This is a genomic window from Nocardioides sp. WJ219, from assembly GCF_058559815.1.
Window position 1 is genome coordinate 123,864 of the sequence record NZ_JBZUJV010000007.1, and the last position, 18,334, is coordinate 142,197.

Annotated in this window: 22 protein-coding genes; 19 read left to right on the forward strand and 3 right to left on the reverse strand. The window is 74.0% G+C overall.

Annotation, left to right across the window (positions count from 1 at the left end; genetic code table 11):
- Positions 1-16 precede the first annotated feature (16 nt).
- From AC4MBH_RS17240 to AC4MBH_RS17305, 14 genes are all read left to right on the forward strand, one after another.
- On the forward strand, positions 17-577 hold the full coding sequence (locus AC4MBH_RS17240) for a VanZ family protein (protein WP_491796349.1): 561 nt from the start codon (positions 17-19) through the stop codon (positions 575-577).
- The gene (locus AC4MBH_RS17245) at positions 574-1,137 is read left to right on the forward strand and encodes a dihydrofolate reductase family protein (protein ID WP_491796351.1); all 564 of its coding nucleotides are present in this window, start codon (positions 574-576) and stop codon (positions 1,135-1,137) included. The genes AC4MBH_RS17240 and AC4MBH_RS17245 overlap by 4 nt, the downstream gene beginning before the upstream one ends.
- Positions 1,138-1,182: 45 nt before the next feature.
- Positions 1,183-2,253 (forward strand): histidinol-phosphate transaminase, encoded by a 1,071-nt coding sequence (gene hisC / locus AC4MBH_RS17250; RefSeq protein WP_491796352.1) that lies wholly within the window; start codon positions 1,183-1,185, stop codon positions 2,251-2,253.
- Between the two features lie 55 nt (positions 2,254-2,308).
- Positions 2,309-2,608 carry a hypothetical protein gene (locus tag AC4MBH_RS17255; RefSeq protein WP_491796354.1) on the forward strand — a complete coding sequence of 100 codons (300 nt, stop codon included), beginning with the start codon at positions 2,309-2,311 and terminating at the stop codon, positions 2,606-2,608.
- Entirely contained in the window at positions 2,605-3,813 is a 1,209-nt protein-coding gene (locus AC4MBH_RS17260) for a calpain family cysteine peptidase (RefSeq protein WP_491796355.1), read from the forward strand. Before AC4MBH_RS17255 ends, AC4MBH_RS17260 begins: the two co-directional genes overlap by 4 nt.
- 40 nt (positions 3,814-3,853) lie before the next feature.
- Positions 3,854-4,243, forward strand: a complete 390-nt coding sequence (locus tag AC4MBH_RS17265; RefSeq protein ID WP_491796357.1) for a hypothetical protein — start codon at positions 3,854-3,856, stop codon at positions 4,241-4,243.
- Positions 4,240-4,776, forward strand: coding sequence for a hypothetical protein (locus AC4MBH_RS17270; protein WP_491796358.1), 537 nt, complete (start codon positions 4,240-4,242; stop codon positions 4,774-4,776). Before AC4MBH_RS17265 ends, AC4MBH_RS17270 begins: the two co-directional genes overlap by 4 nt.
- A gap of 107 nt (positions 4,777-4,883) precedes the next feature.
- The gene (locus tag AC4MBH_RS17275) at positions 4,884-5,420 is read left to right on the forward strand and encodes a hypothetical protein (RefSeq protein WP_491796359.1); all 537 of its coding nucleotides are present in this window, start codon (positions 4,884-4,886) and stop codon (positions 5,418-5,420) included.
- A complete protein-coding gene (locus tag AC4MBH_RS17280; RefSeq protein WP_491796360.1) occupies positions 5,417-6,172 on the forward strand; it encodes a DUF2510 domain-containing protein in 756 nt (251 codons plus the stop codon). The genes AC4MBH_RS17275 and AC4MBH_RS17280 overlap by 4 nt, the downstream gene beginning before the upstream one ends.
- Before the next feature lie 28 nt (positions 6,173-6,200).
- Positions 6,201-7,163: an Rv0361 family membrane protein gene (locus AC4MBH_RS17285; RefSeq protein ID WP_491796362.1), complete on the forward strand. Its 963-nt coding sequence runs from the start codon at positions 6,201-6,203 to the stop codon at positions 7,161-7,163.
- A 91-nt stretch (positions 7,164-7,254) separates the two neighbouring features.
- On the forward strand, positions 7,255-7,956 hold the full coding sequence (locus AC4MBH_RS17290; protein WP_491796363.1) for a DUF2510 domain-containing protein: 702 nt from the start codon (positions 7,255-7,257) through the stop codon (positions 7,954-7,956).
- Between the two features lie 23 nt (positions 7,957-7,979).
- Positions 7,980-8,921 (forward strand): DUF2510 domain-containing protein, encoded by a 942-nt coding sequence (locus tag AC4MBH_RS17295; RefSeq protein WP_491796365.1) that lies wholly within the window; start codon positions 7,980-7,982, stop codon positions 8,919-8,921.
- Positions 8,922-8,962: 41 nt separating this feature from the next.
- Positions 8,963-9,928, forward strand: a complete 966-nt coding sequence (locus tag AC4MBH_RS17300) for a glutathione S-transferase family protein (RefSeq protein ID WP_491796366.1) — start codon at positions 8,963-8,965, stop codon at positions 9,926-9,928.
- A 19-nt stretch (positions 9,929-9,947) separates the two neighbouring features.
- The gene (locus AC4MBH_RS17305; RefSeq protein ID WP_491796368.1) at positions 9,948-10,886 is read left to right on the forward strand and encodes a cation diffusion facilitator family transporter; all 939 of its coding nucleotides are present in this window, start codon (positions 9,948-9,950) and stop codon (positions 10,884-10,886) included.
- A 432-nt stretch (positions 10,887-11,318) separates the two neighbouring features.
- Here AC4MBH_RS17305 and AC4MBH_RS17310 read toward each other — a convergent pair whose 3' ends face one another.
- Entirely contained in the window at positions 11,319-11,540 is a 222-nt protein-coding gene (locus tag AC4MBH_RS17310; protein WP_491796370.1) for a hypothetical protein, read from the reverse strand.
- Between the two features lie 137 nt (positions 11,541-11,677).
- Between AC4MBH_RS17310 and AC4MBH_RS17315 the strand changes: the two genes are divergently transcribed.
- A complete protein-coding gene (locus AC4MBH_RS17315) occupies positions 11,678-12,082 on the forward strand; it encodes a YybH family protein (RefSeq protein ID WP_491796372.1) in 405 nt (134 codons plus the stop codon).
- 24 nt (positions 12,083-12,106) lie between these two features.
- On the opposite strand, the gene AC4MBH_RS17320 is transcribed toward AC4MBH_RS17315, so the two are convergent.
- Positions 12,107-12,322: a hypothetical protein gene (locus AC4MBH_RS17320; protein ID WP_491796374.1), complete on the reverse strand. Its 216-nt coding sequence runs from the start codon at positions 12,320-12,322 to the stop codon at positions 12,107-12,109.
- 57 nt (positions 12,323-12,379) lie between these two features.
- A complete protein-coding gene (locus AC4MBH_RS17325; RefSeq protein WP_491796376.1) occupies positions 12,380-12,829 on the reverse strand; it encodes an SRPBCC family protein in 450 nt (149 codons plus the stop codon).
- A 183-nt stretch (positions 12,830-13,012) separates the two neighbouring features.
- Here AC4MBH_RS17325 and pdhA point away from each other — a divergent pair, with 183 nt between their 5' ends.
- The 4 genes from pdhA to AC4MBH_RS17345 all read left to right on the forward strand — a co-directional run bounded on the left by pdhA (position 13,013) and on the right by AC4MBH_RS17345 (position 18,326).
- The gene (pdhA, locus tag AC4MBH_RS17330; protein WP_491796378.1) at positions 13,013-14,173 is read left to right on the forward strand and encodes a pyruvate dehydrogenase (acetyl-transferring) E1 component subunit alpha; all 1,161 of its coding nucleotides are present in this window, start codon (positions 13,013-13,015) and stop codon (positions 14,171-14,173) included.
- Positions 14,173-15,192: an alpha-ketoacid dehydrogenase subunit beta gene (locus tag AC4MBH_RS17335; RefSeq protein ID WP_491796379.1), complete on the forward strand. Its 1,020-nt coding sequence runs from the start codon at positions 14,173-14,175 to the stop codon at positions 15,190-15,192. The genes pdhA and AC4MBH_RS17335 overlap by 1 nt, the downstream gene beginning before the upstream one ends.
- A 12-nt stretch (positions 15,193-15,204) precedes the next feature.
- The gene (locus AC4MBH_RS17340) at positions 15,205-16,635 is read left to right on the forward strand and encodes a dihydrolipoamide acetyltransferase family protein (protein WP_491796381.1); all 1,431 of its coding nucleotides are present in this window, start codon (positions 15,205-15,207) and stop codon (positions 16,633-16,635) included.
- A 179-nt stretch (positions 16,636-16,814) separates the two neighbouring features.
- Positions 16,815-18,326, forward strand: coding sequence for a serine/threonine-protein kinase (locus AC4MBH_RS17345; protein WP_491796383.1), 1,512 nt, complete (start codon positions 16,815-16,817; stop codon positions 18,324-18,326).
- The last annotated feature ends 8 nt before the right edge of the window (positions 18,327-18,334 follow it).

Consider the following 18,334-nt stretch of genomic DNA (forward strand, 5'->3'; position numbering starts at 1 on the left):
CGCTAACGTCTAGCCGGTGTTCCCGGTCGGTGGTGTGGGCGTCATGCTCGTGGGCGTCGTGCTCGCGGGCCTGCTGTGCGCGCTGCCGGCGTTCGCGCTGCGACCCCGCCTGGGGGTGGTGACGGCGTTCGCGCTCGGCGGGCTGGCGTGGTCGGTGGTCGTGATCGGGCTGATCACCCTGCTCCCGGCCAACGGTGCGCCCGGGGTCGTGCCGGCCGACAGCCGGCTCGCGACCTGCTCGTGGGACATCGGCGGCCCCGCGCCCGACGGCTTCTGGATCTTCTCCGGCGGCCAGCGGCTGCTCAACGTTGCCGTGTTCGTGCCGCCGGGCGCACTGCTCGTGGTCGCCGCGGCGCGGTGGCGGGCCTGGACGACCGTGACGGTGCCGCTGGGGCTGGCGGCGCTGGCGGCGTACTCGGTGGGCATCGAGTGGACCCAGCTCGAGCTGGCCCGCATCGACCGCGCGTGTGACGTCACCGACATCGTCGACAACGTCACCGGGGCCGCGCTCGGGGTGCTGGCCGGCATCGTGCTGGCGATGATCCTGCGCCCCTGGCGCAGTCGGTACTCCTCATGACCCGCACCCTCGCGATCACCCAGAACATGACCCTCGACGGCTCGATCCAGATGCTCGACGACTGGTTCGACGACCAGGCCGGGACCGACGACGACGCCTACCAGGCCGAGCAGCACCGCCAGGACGAGGCGTGCGACGCCCTCGTCCTCGGCCGGCAGACGTTCACCGACTTCCGGGGCTACTGGCGCGACCTGACCGACGACGCCACCGGCATCGCCGACTACCTCGACGGCGTCCGGAAGTACGTCGCCTCCTCCACGCTCGCCGACGACGACCTCGACTGGCAGCACTCCACGGTGCTGCGCGGCGACGTCGTCGAGGAGGTGACGGCGCTGAAGGAGGCCGCCGGCGGCGACATCGTGTGCACCGGCAGCCTCACCCTGCTGCCGACGCTGATCGGGGCCGGGCTCGTCGACGAGTACCGGCTGTGGGTGCACCCCGTCGTCCAGGGTCGGGGCGGACGCCTGTTCCCCGACGGGTTCCGGGCCTCGGGACTGCGGCTGCTGGAGTCGCGCCGCTTCGACTGCGGGCTCGCGCTGCTCACCTACGCCGCCCGCTGACGCCGGGGCGTCCCGCCTCGCCACGACCCCACTAGCCTGACGCGCATGGCCCACCCGCAGCCGCGCCCCAACGTCCTGCAGATCCCCGCCTACGTGCCCGGCAAGCCGCCGACCGTGCGGCCGGGGATGACGGCGTACAAGCTGTCGAGCAACGAGAACCCCTACCCGCCGCTGCCCGGCGTGGTGGAGGCGGCGACCCGGGCGGTCGCGGTGATGAACCGCTACCCCGACATGGGCTCGAGCGCGCTGTACGACGCGCTCGCGGAGCGCCTCGACGTGCCGACGACCGACCTGGCGGTCGCCACCGGCAGCGTCGCGCTGATCTACCAGCTGCTGCACGCGTTCTGCGAGCCCGGCGACGAGGTCGTCCACGCCTGGCGCTCGTTCGAGGCCTACCCGATCGCGGCCGCGGCCGCCGCCGCGACCTCGGTGCAGGTGCCGGTGACCACCGACGGGCGGCACGACCTGCCCGCGATGCTCGCCGCGATCACCGACCGCACCCGGGTCGTGATGGTCTGCACGCCCAACAACCCGACCGGTCCGGCCGTGACCCAGACCGAGCTCGACGAGTTCCTCGCCGCGGTGCCGCCGCACGTCGTGGCGGTCGTCGACGAGGCCTACGTCGAGTTCGTGCGCATGGACGACGCCGTCGACGGCCTCGCGACCTACCGCGCCCACCCCAACGTCGTGCTCTTCCGCACCTTCTCCAAGGCCTACGGGCTGGCCGGCTTCCGGGTCGGGTACGCCGTCGCCCAGGAGCCGATCGCCGCCGCCCTGCGCGCGGTGTCGCTGCCCTTCGGCGTCTCCGCCGTCGCCCAGGCCGCGGCGATCGCCTCGCTCGAGGCGGAGGCCGAGCTGCTCGAGCGGGTCGAGGCGCTGACCGCCGAGCGCGCCCGCGTGCACGCCGCCCTGGTCGAGATGGGCTGGGACGTGCCCGTGCCGCAGGGCAACTTCGTCTGGTTCGCGCTCGGCGACCGCACCGCCGACTTCGCCGCCGCCGCCGACCAGGCCGGCATCGTCGTCCGCCCCTTCGCCGGCGAGGGCGCCCGGGTCTCCATCGGGGAGCCCGAGGGCAACGACCGGCTGCTCGAGGTCGCCCGCGGGTTCGTCGGCTGACGGGCGCCAGCCCCCCGCCCCGTTTCACCGCCGTCCGGCCGGGTAGCACCCGGGGGTGGCCATCGAGATCAGTCCCACCGAGGTGCTGCGGTCCGCGGACGCGGTCGACGCGGCGGCACAGCGACTGGCGCGCAGCGACGTTGCCGGCCACCCCGGCAACGACGGCTTCACGCTGAGCGAGGCCATCACCCGCTACGCGGCTGACATGGACCGCGCCTCGAGCCGGCGCGCCGACGCCACCGGGGCGACGGCCGAGCGGCTCGACGCCTCGGCGCTGTTCCTGCAGCGGGTCGACGACGACGCCGCGGAGGCCGCCCGCGCCATGTGGTCGCGGGGCGGGGGGTCGGGCTCGTGATCACCGTCAGCCAGCTCACCGCGTTCGACCCGGCTGGCTGGGAGGCCGGCGCCGACTGGGCGCGGCGCCAGGCCCGGACCGCCGAGGCCGTCCAGCAGGAGCTCGACGAGCAGGCGGCCGCGATCGAGAAGTCCTGGCCCGACCAGACCGGTGCCCTGGCCGCCGCGGAGCTCCGCGAGCTGGCGGCGTCCCACGGCGAGCTGGCCACGGTCCACCGCGACGGCGCGACCGTCATCGACGAGGCCGTGCGCGAGACCACGCCGCTCCAGGTCGAGATCGTCGCGCTGCAGGCCGTCGTCGCGAGCCAGCGGCACCTGACCGGGCCCGACGACTCCGGCCTCGTCGAGTCGACGTTCCCCCTCGACCTCCTCAAGGTCGTCGAGTTCCTCCGCTGGCGGGTCTACGCCGGCCAGCTCACCCAGCAGGCGCGCGAGCTGCTGGCCCAGGCCGACGGCAGCGACCGCGCAGCCACCATCGCCCTGATGGCGCTGATCGGCATCGACCTGCCCCCGAGCGACGACGGCCCGATCGACCTCAGCGACGAGGGCATCCTGCGGCAGGCCGACCTCAACGAGCAGGACGCCTACGGCAGCTGCGTGACCCTCTCCCAGCTGATCTCGCTGGCCGAGGCCGACCCGGGGTTCGTCCGCGAGCACCTGCGGTGGGACCCCGCGTCCGGCACCTACCAGGTCACCCTCTACGACGACGACGGCAACCCGGTCACCGTCGAGGTCGACCCCGACACGCTGCCCGAGGACGGGTCGCAGCAGGCCGGTACCGGCGACGACAGCTGGCTCTCGATCTACGAGCAGGCCATCGAGCAGGAGTTCGGCGACATCGAGGACGGCCAGGTCCCGGACGTGCCGATCCAGCGGCTCACCGGCGACGAGCCCGACGGCCACGGCCCGCCCACGGTCGAGGACATCGAAGAGGGCTCGAGCACCGACCCGCCGTCGGCGATGACCGCCGGCACCGGGGGCGGCGAGCCGCAGCCGGACGACGTCGACCCCGCCAAGCGCGTGGTGCCGTCGCACCACTACTCCGTGGAGGGCATCGACGCCGACGGCAACGTCGTCCTGCAGAACCCGTGGGGCCCCAACGGCGGGTGGCTCGACGGCACCTACTACCCCGGCGAGGTGCACCTGACGCCGGAGGAGTACGACCGGTGGTTCGGCGGCGGCGTCCGGGTCGACCCGCCGTTCTGACGAGCGCGGGACCAGGCAAGAGACCAGGGAAGTGGAGACCATGACCGACCACCACGCCGACGGCGTGCAGCAGCTCGCCCGCACCTACGGGCCGGTGCTCGACGCGCTGCAGGACGCGCTGGAGGCCGAGCTCGGACCGGTCACCTGGTCCCCGCGCAGCGACGCCGGGGAGGCGGTCCGCCCCGACGGGAGCCGCGCCCTGCGGGTCGGGGCCATCCACGCCATCGGCGTCGCGACCGCCGAGCTCGACCCGCCCGCGCTCTCGCGCGCGGTCAACGCCGTGCTGCGCCGCCGGGGCTTCCCCGAGCAGCCGCCGATGACCGGCAGTCCCTCGGGGCACCTGGTCTGCGAGGCGGTCGACGACGCCGGCGCCGAGCTCACCGTGCACATCAAGTCCACGGTCGACGCCTGGGTCGACCACCCGCTGTGAGTGCCCGGGTCGCGGGCCTGGCGCTCGCCGTCGTCGCGACGCTCGGGCTGGCCGGCTGTGGCGGCGACGACGACCCCGGCGGCGACGGTCGCGGCGGCGACCCCACGACGTCGCCGGTCGCGGAACCGCAGCCCCGGGAGCCCACCTGGCAGCCACCGCTGCCCGACAGCCCGGTCGAGCCCGACCGGATCGCCGCCTACGGTCCCGTGCTCGCCGCCGCGGTCGACTCGCTCGGCGGCGACCTGTCGTGGACGGCGCCGCAGGTGACGACCGAGGAGTACGACGACGTCTGCGCCCTCACCCTCGAGCGGGTCGGCACCGGGTCCGGTCCGAGCGATCCCTCGTCGCTGCAGCAGACGCTCGCCCCGGTGCTGGCCGGCTCCGGCTTCGACGAGCCCGTCATCGGCAACGACCCGGGCGGCGCGATCCTGGTCCTGGCCCACGACGCCGACGACGCCTTGTTCGAGGCGCGCAGCAAGACCGGGACCACGGTCGCGATCCGGGTCGCCACCGCCGGCTCGGAGTGCGGCTGACCCGGGGGATGACCGTCACGCGGTGGCGCCGTCCCAGCGGCTCGACCACCGCCAGCCGGAAACCGCGTACCCGCCGGGGGCGAACACGGACCCGGCATGATGGCGGCGTGCTCCGCCGTGCTCCCGCCGTCCTCCTGGTCACCCTCCTCGGGCTGACCGCGGCCTGCGGCGGCGAGGAGGAGACGCCCGACGACGGGGCCCAGGGGGTGCCGCTGGCCGGCCTCGGGCCGCAGGTGGAGGCGGCGGGGGTCGAGGTGCTGGCGGCCGACTCGCCGGCCGACGCCACCGCCACCGACGTCGTGGCGGCGCTCGAGCGCGCCCAGGTGCAGGGAGTGGAGGCGGCCCGGCCCGCCGACGTGCCCGACGGTGCCGTGGCCTTCGACCCGACCGCGGTGGCCGGGTTGATCTCGGTCGTCGCCGACGACGCCTCCGCGGTGGTCCTGGTCTTCACCGACCCCGCCGCGGCCGCGGTCTTCGCCGCCGAGGCGCCGGAGGTCTTCGCCGACGACGCCGCCGAGAGCGACAAGGACGCCTACCTGGCGGGCAACGTCGTCGCCTACGCCGCCCCCGGCCCGGACCAGTCGGCCCGCGTGCGGCGCGGCATCGACGCCCTCGACGGTCCCGGCCCCTCGAGCAGCCCGTGACCGGCACGCCACCGGGCTGGTACCCCGACGCCCTCGGCGTCGTCCGGTGGTACGACGGCCAGCGCTGGACCGACCGGGTGCAGCCGGACTCGGTGCCGCCGCCCCCGGCGTACCCGCCCTCGCAGGCGCCGGTCCAGCACCGCGAGGAGCGGCGCCGGCGTCCGAGCACCCCCGTCGTCGTCGGCCTCGGGGCCCTGGTCCTGCTGGTGCTCGCGGGGCTGGTGGTCGCGGCCGTGCTGGTCGGCCGGCGCGACGACGACCGCACCGCCGCCGACCCGAGCACCAGCCCGTCGTCCGAGCCGTCGTCCGAGCCGTCGGCAGAGCCCTCCGAGCCCACCACGGAGCCCACCTCCGACCCGACGTCCGAGCCGACCTCCGACCCGACGTCCGAGCCCCCACCGACGTCGGCGCCGCCGAAGCCGGACCCCGGCCCCGGGCCCGGGACGGTCGCCGACACCTTCCTGCGGGCCGTGCTGGCCTCGGACTGCCGCACCGTCGACGACCTCTCGACGATCGGCTTCCTGCGCCGCGAGGGCGGCTGCGCCCAGGCCGACCTGTCGCCGGGCTCGCTCGACGACTTCCGCGCCACCGCGGGGCCGGCGGTGGTCCGAGGTGGGCGGGCCACGGTCGTGGGCACGCTGGTCCGCGACGCGACGTCGGGCCCGTCGCCCTCGCCCCCCTTCAGGTTCACCCTGGTCCTGGTGGACACTGCTCGGGGCTGGCTGGTCGACGGCATCACCGCACGGCCCTGAACCCGTTCCCCATCCCAGGAGTTCCGCGATGAGCACCACACCCCCCGGCTGGTACGACGACGGTCAGGGCGGCCAGCGGTGGTGGGACGGCTCGCAGTGGGCCGCGCCCGGTCAGGGCCCGGCCCCCACGACCCCGCCGCCGACCCAGCAGCTGCCGGCGCAGCCGTCCGGCTACGGCTCCGCCCAGCCCGGACCGCAGTACGACGCCCCGCAGGGTGGGCCGGCGTACGGCCAGCCCGGTCAGCAGCCCGGCCAGCAGCAGTACGGCCAGCAGCCGTACGGACAGCAGCCGTACGGCCAGCAGCCGTACGGCCAGCAGCCGTACGGACAGCCCGGCCAGGGCGGACCGCGCCGGCGCAAGACCGGCCTGATCATCGGCATCGTGGCCGGTCTGGTGCTGCTCGGCGGCGCGATCGTGGCCCTGGTGCTGATCCTGGGCGGCGACGACGAGACGTCGACCGACGACCCGGCCGAGGGCCCGGCCGAGATCGTCGAGTCCTTCGCCGAGGCGACCCGCGACCAGGACTGCGACGCGGCCGAGGAGTTCCTCACCGACAACGCCCGGCAGGAGTTCGAGTGCGAGGCTGAGGCGGCGGCCGGTGAGGCCTCCGGCGTGAACCCCGAGGACGTCGAGTTCGACGTCAAGGACGCCGAGGAGGACGGCGACGAGGCGACGGTGCCGGTCGAGGTCAGCGCGCCCGGTCAGGAGCCGATCACGGTCGAGTACGCGCTGGTCAAGGAGGACGGCGCCTGGCTGATCGACGACTTCCGCCTCGAGGGCTTCGACCTGGACGCCCCGTCGGTCGACGTCCCGACCATCGACCCCAGCGACTTCCCCACCCCGGAGCTCCCGAGCGACGTCCCGACCGACCTGCCGACCGACCTGCCGACCGACTTCCCCACCGACCCCGACGACCTCGAGTCCTACCTCGACGACCTGGAGTCGCAGCTCGAGGAGTACGGCATCAGCCCGAGCGACCTGCCCAGCTGACGCGGCGGGTCCGCGCGGCCTGGTTCCCGTGCTTCGCGCGGCTGCGGCCGTGAGATGATGCGCCGACCGAGCCACGTGACGAGGAGGCCCGATGTCCCAGGGCACTCCGCCGGGCTGGTACGACGACGGCCAGGGCGCGCGTCGCTGGTGGGACGGCAGCGGCTGGTCCGAGCACACCCAGCCCGCCCAGCCCGTTCACCCCGCCCAACCCGTCCACCCCGAGCGGTCCCCGGGCACCGAGGTGCTCGGCGCCGCGCCGTCGTGGCAGCCGCCGCCGCAGGCGCCGTACGGCGGGCCGGGTCGCGGTCGCCGCACCGGCCCGCTCCTGGCGGCGGTCGCGGCCGGGGTGCTGCTGGTCGCCGCGGTGGTCCTCGGGGCCGTCCTGCTGCTCGGCAGCGACGACGACGACCCGCGGGAGAGCGGCGGCGACCCGGCCACCGCGCCGCCGACCACGGAGGCCACCCCGGCACCGGAGCCCTCCTCCGCGACCGTGCCGGAGCCGGAGCCGGAGCCGGAGCCGGAGCCGGAGCCGGAGCCCGACCCGCCACCCACCGGGCTCGACCCCGCTGACCCCGGTGCGACGACCTGCGGACAGATCCGCTCGTTCACGCCCGACCAGCTGGTCGCGCTGCTCGACGCGGCCGCACGGGCCGCGGTGGCGCAGGGCGAGGCCGACGCCCAGGAGTACCTGGACCTGCCGCCGGAGCAGCGGCGCTCGTTCGTCGACCTGCTGCGCCTGGCCTGCGCGGACCAGCCCGACGACACCCCCCTCGACGACCTCGACAGCTTCTGACCCACGGCGAAAGGCCCCCGACCATGACGCACGGCACCACTCCACCCGGCTGGTACGACGACGGTCAGGGCCAGCAGCGCTGGTGGGACGGCTCGCAGTGGACCGACCACACCCAGCCGTCCGCGGGCGGCGGGACGGGCGACCCGGGCACCCCGCCCGCCACCGACCCGCACTCGGAGGTGACGCGGGTCGCCAACCCCACGCCCGGCCAGGGCGTCGGGCTCGACAAGGGCACCCCGTCGCCCCCCGCCGATCCGCAGGCCCCCTCGAGCGACGTCACGAGGGTGGCCGGCAGCGCCGCCACGCCCCCGGGCCAGCCGCCGTACGGCGCCCCGCCCGCCGGTCCGCAGGGCGGGTACGGCCAGCAGGGCGGCTACCCGCCGCAGGGCGGCTACGGCCAGCAGGGCGGCTACCCGCCCCAGGGCGGCTACCCGCCCCCGGGGGCCTACGGCGCGACCGGCCAGCCGGGGTGGCAGCAGACCTCGTCGGGCTCCGGTGGCCGCGGCAAGCTGCTCGCGATCCTCGGCGGCGCCGCGCTCGCCCTGGTCGTCGGGATCATCCTCCTGGTCGTGCTGCTCGGCGGCGACGACGACGGCGACGGGGGTGGCGGTCCCAGCGCTGACAGCCCCGGTGCGGCCGTCGAGAACTTCTTCGAGGCCGCGGTCGACAACGACTGCGAGGCGGTGGAGTACTTCAGCAACGAGTTCATCGGCACCGACGCCGCGGGACGGGACGAGGCGATCGACCAGGCCAAGTCCGAGTGCGAGGACGCCGGCGGCGAGTTCGTGAGCCAGGGCGAGAGCGACGGCTGCGAGATCGAGGTGACCGACGAGCAGGTCGACGGTGCCGAGGCCACGGTGGAGTACGAGATCACCGGCTGCGACGACGAGTCCAGCAACGAGAGCGGTTCGTCGTTCGACCTCGTCGAGGAGGACGGCGACTGGCGCATCGCCAACGCTGCCTGACGGGGGACCCGGCCTCCCGGCGGGCCTCGTAGGCTCGCGGCATGGGTGACCAGGGTGGCGGGCAGCAGTCGTACGTCGAGGAGGGCGGGTTCGACCGGGACATGTCCTACGTGCCCGACCGGATCACGCGTGCCGGACGGCGCCCCGAGCACGGTCCGGTCCAGGGAGAGCTGTGGCCCGTCGAACCGGGTCGCTACCGCCTCGTCGCGGCCAAGGCGTGCCCCTGGGCCAACCGGGCGATCATCGTGCGGGGGCTGCTCGGCCTGGAGGACGTGATCTCCCTGGGGCTGTGCGGGCCGACGCACGACGACAGGTCGTGGACCTTCGACCTCGACCCCGACGGGCGCGACCCCGTGCTCGGGATGGAGCGGCTCCAGGAGGCCTACCTGCGGCGCTTCCCCGACTACCCGCGGGGGATCACCGTGCCGGCGATCGTCGAGGAGTCGACGGGGCGGCTCGTCACCAACGACTTCCCGTGGATCACCCACGACTTCTTCCACGAGTGGCGCGAGCACCACCGGCCCGACGCCCCCGACCTCTGGCCGGCCGATCTCCGCGAGGAGATGGAGGCCGTGATGAAGCGCGTCTTCACCGAGGTCAACAACGGCGTCTACCGCTGCGGGTTCGCCGGCTCCCAGACGGCGTACGACGAGGCCTACGAGCGGCTCTGGGTCGCCCTCGACTGGCTCGAGGAGCGGCTCACCGACCGTCGCTACCTGATGGGTGACGCCCTCACCGAGGCCGACGTCCGGCTGTTCACCACGCTGGCGCGCTTCGACCCCGTCTACCACGGCCACTTCAAGTGCAACCGGCAGAAGCTGACCGAGATGCCGGCGCTCTGGGGCTACGCGCGCGACCTGTTCCAGACCCCCGGCTTCGGCGAGACGATCGACTTCGACCAGATCAAGACGCACTACTACGTCGTCCACCGCGACATCAACCCGACCGGCGTCGTGCCGGCCGGGCCCGACCCTGCCGTGTGGCTCGAGCCGCACGGGCGCGGCTGAGCGGCGCGGGCTGACCCCGGTGGGGCACGGGCACGGGCACGGGCACGGACACGGGCACGGCCACGCGGTCACGCGGGCCGCCGACCGGCGCCGGCTGCGGTGGGTGCTGGCCGTGACCGCCTCGGTGCTGGTGGTCGAGGTCGTCGGCGCCCTGGTGACCGGGTCGCTGGCCCTGCTCGCCGACGCCGGCCACATGGCCACCGATGCCGGGGCCGTCGTGCTCGCCCTCGGGGCGTCGTACGTCGCCTCGCTGCCGGGCGGGCGGCGCTCGACGTTCGGCTACCACCGCGCCGAGGTGCTCGCGGCGCTGGTCAACGCGCTGGTGCTGCTGGGCGTGTGCGCCTACCTCGCCTGGGCCGGCATCAGCCGGCTCGCCGACCCGCCCGACGTCGACGCCGGCCCGATGGTCGTCTTCGCCGCCGTCGGCCTCGCCGCCAACGGCGTCTCGCTGGCGATCCTGCAGCGCGGCGACACCGGGTCGCTCAACCTGCGCGGCGCCGCCAACGAGGTCCTCGCCGACCTGGTCGGCTCCGTGCTCGCCGTCGCCGCGGGCGTGGTGATCCTGGCCACCGGCTGGCAGCGCGCCGACCCCGTCGCCTCCCTGCTAATCGCGGTGATGATCCTGCCGCGCGCCGTGCTGCTGATGCGCGACGCCGGCGTCGTCCTGCTCGAGATCGCCCCGACCGGCCTCGACCTCGACGACGTCGAGCACCACCTGCGCCACGTCGACGGCGTCGTCGACCTCCACGACCTCCACGCCTGGACCATCACCAGCGGCCTTCCCAGCCTCTCCGCCCACGTCACCGTGACCGACGAGGCCCTCGCCACCCGCGGCGTCGGCGCCATCCTCGACGAGCTGTGCGAGTGCGTCTCCGAGCACTTCGACGTGCGGCACTCGACGTTCCAGGTCGAACCCGTCTCCCACGAGGCGCACGAGGACCTGGGCGAGCTGCACTGAGCTGGATTTGCGCGAGCGTGTCGGTCCTGTTCGCGTGTCGCCGCTCGATTGCTGTGGGAGTGGTGGCCCGGACCGCTCGAGCGGCGCCACGCGGGACCGCCACGCTGCCGCGCGGCCTTGAACTGCGCGAGCGTGTCGGTCCTTTCGCGTGTCGCCGCTCGATTGCTGTGGGAGTGGTGGCCCGGACCGTACGAGCGGCGACACGCGGACCGCCACGCTGCCGCGCGCGCGGTTGTCGTCGGCGTTCGTTGCGCTCTGCTGGCGGCACGAGGTGGGTCCTCGGGAGGTGATCCTGGGGCCGTTCTGGATTCGCATTCGGTCTCCAGGTCACCTCCGCCCGGTGGCGCTCCGGGGAGCGGTGAGGTGGGGACCGTTCTGGATTCGCACTCGGTCTCCAGGTCACCTCCGCCCGGTGGCGCTGCGCTCGGTGCGTCAGGGGAGGACGGCGTTGATCTTGGCGAGGTCCTTCGGGTCGAGGAAGAGCATGACGTGGCCGCAGTCCCCGCACGCGCGGGCCAGGCGGGGTCGGGCGAGGATCTGCTTGGACCCGAGGATCGGGACGCGGACCCGGTCGTCGGCGACGCGGACGGCGTCCTCGGTGAGGTACGGGCTGGGGGCGGTGAGGCGGGGGCTACCGCACACGGCGCAGGACATGGCCACCTCCGGGGTCGGGTGCGGGCAGCGTAGGCGGCGACCGGCGCCGGCGCGAGGGGCGCGCGATGAGGACCGGGCCGTGGGGTAGTCCACCCGCTGACGGGGCGAGCGCCCCGACGCCGAGTGGGAGGCCCGACGTGACCGACGAGACCGACGAGACCGAGATCCGCAGCCTGGTCGAGCGGTGGACGCGTGCCGTCCACGACGGCGACATCGAGGGCGTGGTGGCGCGCCATGCCCAGGACATCGTGATGTTCGACGTCCCACCGCCGAACGAGGGGGTCCGGGGGATCGGGGCCTACCGCGACGCCTGGCCCGGGTTCTTCGCCTGGCAGGCGTCGGGGGCGTGCTTCGAGGTCGCCGAGCTCGACGTGACGGTCGGCGGGGACGTCGCCTACGCGTTCGGGTTGCTCCGCTGCGCGACGCCGGAGGGGCTGCGCGAGGACCCGTCGTACCTGCTGCGGCTCACCCTCGGGCTGCGTCGCGAGCCGCAGGGCTGGGTCGTGGCGCACGAGCACCACTCGTTCCCGCTCACCGGCTGACCGGCCCGCCGGGCACCGGCACCGTCACTTCGACGGCTGCGGCACCCGGCACTCCACCTCGGGGTTGACGCCCATGTAGTTGAGCGGGCCGGCGACGATCGTCAACGCGGTGTCGCCGAAGGTCTTGCACGAGACGTCGCGCTCGTCGCCGAAGTAGCCGCGCTGGCCCGCCGCGAGCACGCCGATCGCCAGCCAGACCACGACGAGCAGGGTCACGAGTCCACCGGCGCCGCGTTTCATGGACCCGAGGGTGCCAGCGCGCTGGGGCCGCTGCGCCATCCCGGCGGGGGAGCCACCTCAGCCGCGGGCGTCGGCCTCGGCGGCGTCCTTGAGGTTGACCAGGGTGGCGTCCAGGGCGCGCTGGGTGTCCTTGCCGAAGACCTTGTCGAGCACGACGCGCAGCGGGGCGGGATAGGGGGAGAGGTCCCACGTCTCGGTGACGAGGGTGCCGCCGGCGTTGGTCGGGGCGAGCTCGTAACGCCAGCGGTGCGGGCCGAGGTGGCGCCAGGCGATGAGCCGGTCGGTCTCGTGCTCGACCACCCGGTTCTTCATCCGGTACGGCGCGACGCGCTTCATCCGCATGCCGAACTCCGAGCCGAGCTCGAGCCGCTCGGGTCCGGAGATGCTGCCCCTGACCGAGCCCGACCCGTCGATGCGCGGGTGCTGACGGGGGTCGGCCAGGATCGCGAACACCACCGAGGGGGGCGCGTCGATGGTGGTGCTGGCGGACTTGCTCCGGGTGCCCATGCGGTGAGCCTAGGGCGCCGCCCGGACCTGGTTCGCGACCAGGTGGTGCCCGGCGGTAGGTTGACCCGCATCCCGTTGTGTCCCGGGTCACAGCCGCGCCACCCCTGCGGAGACCCGCGGCAGCCGGGGCCGAGCCACCCGTAGCGGAGACCCCGCGCACCGGGCGACGACAAGGAGCGCGAGATGACTGCACCCCCCGACCCTGCCTTCGGGCCCGACCTGGTCGAGGTCTTCGGACCCAGCCAGAGCGACGGCGGCCCCGAGCTCGTCCAGCTCCTCACACCCGAGGGCGAGCGCGTGCACCACCCGGAGTTCGACCTCGACTTCTCGGCCGAGCAGCTGCGCGGGTTCTACCGCGACATGGTGCTCACCCGGCGCCTCGACACCGAGGCCACCGCGCTGCAGCGCCACGGCGAGCTCGGCATCTGGGCCCAGCTGCTGGGCCAGGAGGCCGCGCAGATCGGCGCCGGCCGCGCGCTGCGCCCCCAGGACTACGTCTTCCCGACCTACCGCGAGCACGGCGTCGCCTGGTGCCGCGGGCTCGACCCCCTCAAGCTGCTCGGCCTGTTCCGCGGCGTCGACCACGGCGGCTGGGACCCCGCCGAGGCCAACTTCGCGCAGTACACGATCGTGATCGGGGCGCAGACCCTGCACGCCACCGGCTACGCGATGGGCATGCAGCGCGACGGCGTCATCGGCACCGGCGACCCCGAGCGCGACGCGGCCGTCGTGGCCCACTTCGGTGACGGCGCCAGCAGCCAGGGTGACGTCAACGAGGCGTTCATCTTCGCCGCCTCCTACAACGCGCCGGTGGTCTTCTTCTGCCAGAACAACCAGTGGGCGATCTCCGAGCCGATCGAGCGGCAGAGCCGGATCCCGCTCTACCAGCGCGCGCTCGGCTTCGGGTTCCCCGGCGTCCGCGTCGACGGCAACGACGTCCTCGCGACGTACGCCGTCACCCAGGCCGCGCTGCAGCGCGCCCGCGACGGCCAGGGCCCGACGCTGGTGGAGGCCTACACGTACCGAATGGGCGCCCACACGACCACCGACGACCCCACCCGCTACCGGCTCTCCGACGACGTCGAGAGCTGGAAGCTCAAGGACCCCATCGCCCGCGTCGAGGTCTACCTGCGCCGCAACGGCCTGGTCGACGACGCGTTCATGGCGGAGATCGCGACCGAGGCCGACGAGCTGGGCCACACGCTGCGCGAGGGCTGCAAGGCGATGCCCGACCCGCAGCCGTCGGCGATGTTCGAGCACGTCTACGCGGAGGAGACCGAGGAGCTGCGCGTCCAGCGCGAGGGCTTCGCGGCCTACCAGGCGACGTTCGAGGGAGCACACTGATGGCCACCCAGACCGGCACCCAGGCGAGCACCCAGGCGAGCACCCAGAAGATCACCCTCGCCAAGGGCCTCAACATGGGCCTGCGCAAGGCGATGGAGGACGACCCCAAGGTCCTGCTCATGGGTGAGGACGTCGGCAAGCTCGGCGGCGTCTTCCGGATCACCGACGGCTTGCAGAAGGACTTCGGCGAGGACCGCGTCATCGACAGCCCGCTCGCCGAGTCCGGCATCGTCGGCACCGCCGTCGGCATGGCGATGCGCGGCTACCGCCCCGTGGTGGAGATCCAGTTCGACGGCTTCGTCTACCCCGCCTACGACCAGATCGTGTGCCAGGTGGCCAAGATCCACTACCGGAGCAAGGGCCGCACCAAGATGCCCATCGTCATCCGGATCCCGTTCGGCGGCGGCATCGGCGCGGTCGAGCACCACAGCGAGTCGCCCGAGGCGCAGTTCGCGCACACCCCGGGCCTCAAGGTCGTGGCCTGCTCCAACCCGGTCGACGGCTACTGGATGATCCAGCAGGCCATCGCCTGCGACGACCCGGTGATCTTCCTCGAGCCGAAGCGGCAGTACCACGCCGACAAGGCCGAGCTCGACGAGACCGCGACCCCCGAGCCGCTGTTCGCCTCGCGGGTGGTCCGCCAGGGCACCGACGCCACGGTGCTCGCCTACGGCCCGACGGTGAAGACCGCGATGAAGGCCGCCGAGGCCGCCGCCACCGAGGGCCGATCGCTCGAGGTGATCGACCTGCGCACCCTCTCGCCGCTCGACATGGCCCCGGTCCTCGACTCCGTACGCCGCACCGGCCGCGCCGTCGTGGTCCACGAGGCCCACGTCAACCTCGGCCTCGGCTCCGAGCTCGCCGCCCGGATCACCGAGGAGTGCTTCTACTCCCTGGAGGCCCCGGTGCTGCGCGTGGGCGGGTTCGACACGCCCTACCCCGCGTCGCGGATCGAGGAGGACTTCCTCCCCGACCTCGACCGGGTGCTCGACGCCGTCGACCGCAGCCTCGACTTCTAGGAGACCACCCCGATGCCCGAGTACCTCCTGCCCGACGTCGGCGAAGGCCTCACCGAGGCCGAGATCGTGACCTGGAAGGTCAAGGTCGGTGACGTCATCGCCATCAACGACATCGTCGTGGAGATCGAGACCGCCAAGTCGCTGGTCGAGCTGCCCTCGCCGTACGCCGGTGAGGTGACCGCGCTGCTCGTGCCCGAGGGCGAGATGATCGCCGTCGGCACCCCGATCATCCGGATCGGCGCCCCCGACGAGGCTCCCGCCGGCGGCGACCCGACCCCGCCCGACGCCCCGATGGAGATCGACCTCTCCAACCCCGCCGCCAGCGGCGGCGGCGAGGGCGAGAGCCTGGTCGGCCGCAACAAGGCCGACCGCGGTCCCGTACGCCGCGCCCGCAAGGTCGCCAGCGGCACCCTGGCCGCCCACATCCAGACCCAGGCGTCGTTCGAGACCGGCCTGGCCTCCCCGATGGTGGAGGCCGCCGACCTCGAGCCGGCGGTGCCGGCCACCTCGGTGGCGCCGGAGCCGTCCTCCCCGGCCGCGGAGCCCGGCGACGTCCGGGTGCTGGCCAAGCCGCCGGTGCGCAGGCTGGCCAAGGACCTCGGGGTCGACCTGCGCTCGGTCACGGCCTCCGGTCCGAACGGCACCGTCACCCGCGCCGACGTGATGGACGCCGGCAACGGCGTCCCCTCCGCCAACCCCGAGGTCTACTCCTCCGAGCTGTCGCTGTCCTCTGACGTCAGGGGTGGGCGCGAGACGCGCGAGCCGATCAAGGGCGTCCGCAAGATGATGGCCGGCGCGATGACGCAGTCGGCGTTCACGGCGCCCCACGTCACCGAGTGGGTCACCCTCGACGCCACCGCGACCGTCGAGCTGGTCGAGCGCCTCCGCAAGCGCCGCGAGCTGCGCGACGTCCGGATCAGCCCGTTGCTGGTGCTGGCCAAGGCGGTGCTGCTGGCGGTGCGGCGTACGCCCGAGATCAACTCCTACTGGGACGAGGCGGCCCAGGAGGTGGTGCTCAAGCACTACGTCAACCTCGGCATCGCCGCCGCCACGCCCCGCGGGCTCGTCGTGCCCAACGTCAAGGACGCCGACCGGCTCTCCCTGGTCGAGCTCGCCGAGGCCCTCGGCGAGCTGACCGCCACCGCCCGCGAGGGCCGCACCCAGCCGGCCGAGATGAGCGGCGGCACGTTCACGATCACCAACGTCGGCGTCTTCGGCGTCGACGCCGGCACCCCGATCATCAACCCCGGCGAGTCGGCGATCCTCTGCTTCGGCGCGATCAAGAAGCAGCCCTGGGTCGTGGGCGACGACATCGTGGCCCGGCACGTGACCACGCTGGCGCTCTCGTTCGACCACCGGCACATCGACGGTGAGAAGGGCTCGCGGTTCCTGGCCGACGTCGCCGGCATCCTGGAGGACCCGGCCTCCGCGCTGCTGTTCTAGGTCGCCGGACGGCGAGCTGGTCATTTCCGCGCGATCGAACGGCAACGGCAGTTTTCGCGCCAGCAGATCTGCCGTTCCCGTTCGATCGCGCGGCAACGGCAATTCAGGCCCCGCGGCGGGCAACCTCGCCCGGGCAGGCATGCGCCGGGGCCATCGTGGGCAGATAGGGTCCTGTGTCCATGAGCACCGGGTCGTCCGGCCACCCCGAGCCCGGCGCCGAGCTGGGTCCGTTCCGGCTCGGCAAGCGCCTCGGCGTCGGCGGCATGGGCATCGTCTTCCAGGCGCTCGACACCCAGCTCAACCGGCAGGTCGCGCTCAAGGTGATCACGCCGCACATCGGCGACGACCCGGAGTTCCGGGCCCGGTTCACCCGGGAGGCGCAGGCGCAGGCGTCGCTCGACTCGCCGCACGTCGTGCAGGTCTACTCCTTCGGCGAGGCCGACGGCCAGCTCTACATCGCCTCCCAGCTGATCCCCGACGGCGACCTCGGCCAGATGCTCACCAAGCACGGCCGCCCCCCGGCGCGGATCGCCGCCAACCTGATGTCCCAGGTCGCCGACGGGCTCACCGACGCCCACACCGCGGGGCTGATCCACCGCGACATCAAGCCGGCCAACGTGCTGCTGCGCAACCGGGACCAGCAGCTGCACGCCTACCTCGGCGACTTCGGCATCGCCCGCCAGGTGGGGCAGTCCCAGCTGACCCAGGTCGGCTCGGCGGTCGGCACCCCGTCGTACATGGCGCCCGAGCTGCACCTGGGCGGCGACGCCGGGCCGGCGTCCGACATCTACTCCCTGGGCTGCCTGCTGTGGGCGACGCTCAGCGGCAAGGCGCCGTACGTCGGCAGCACCGACTACCAGGTCGTGATGGCGCACGTCGAGCAGCCGGTCCCGCAGCTCGCCCCGACCGGTCCGCTGGCCGCCGAGCTCAACCGCGTGCTGCGCACCGCGATGGCCAAGGACCCCGGCGCGCGCTACCCGACGGCGGCGTCGATGCGTGACGACCTCAAGCGGGTCGTCCGCCTGCCCGACGACCCCTCGCCCGTGCGGCCGGCCGACGCGACGCCGGGACCCGAGCCGTCGCCGCAGCCGTGGTCGGTCACGACCCCGCGGACGCCGACGCCGACCCCGATGCCGGGTCCGGTCTCGCAGGCCCCGCCCGCGCCGCCGTTCCGGACGCCCACGCCGCAGCCGGCGTCGTTCGCCACGCCCCCGCCGGGCGGCTACCACCACCAGCCCCCGACGGCCGGACGCCACGGCGGCGGTCGCAGCGGCCGGACCGGCTGGATCATCGCCGCGATCCTGGTGCTGGTCCTCGGCGTCGGCGGGATCGTCGCGGCGGTGGTGCTCGCCAACGGCGACGACGGGGCCGGCTCCGGCGACGACGGGAGCAGCGCCGTCACCACCACGACCGTCGCCGAGGGGACCCGGGAGGAGCGCGCCGCGGCGGTGCTGCGCACCGAGTTCGAGAAGCAGCCGAGCTACACGTCCGAGGCTGCCGACTGCGTCGCGACCGAGCTGGTCGCCGAGGTCGGGGTCGACCGGCTCGTCGAGGTCGGCCTCCTCACCGAGGACCTCGAGGCCAACCAGGAGCAGGGCGACCCGTCTCAGGTCACCGAGCTGGTCCAGCCGATCCTCACCGTGACCCTCGCCTGCTACGACGAGATCGGCGCGACCAACCCGACCCCCTGAGTCGCCAG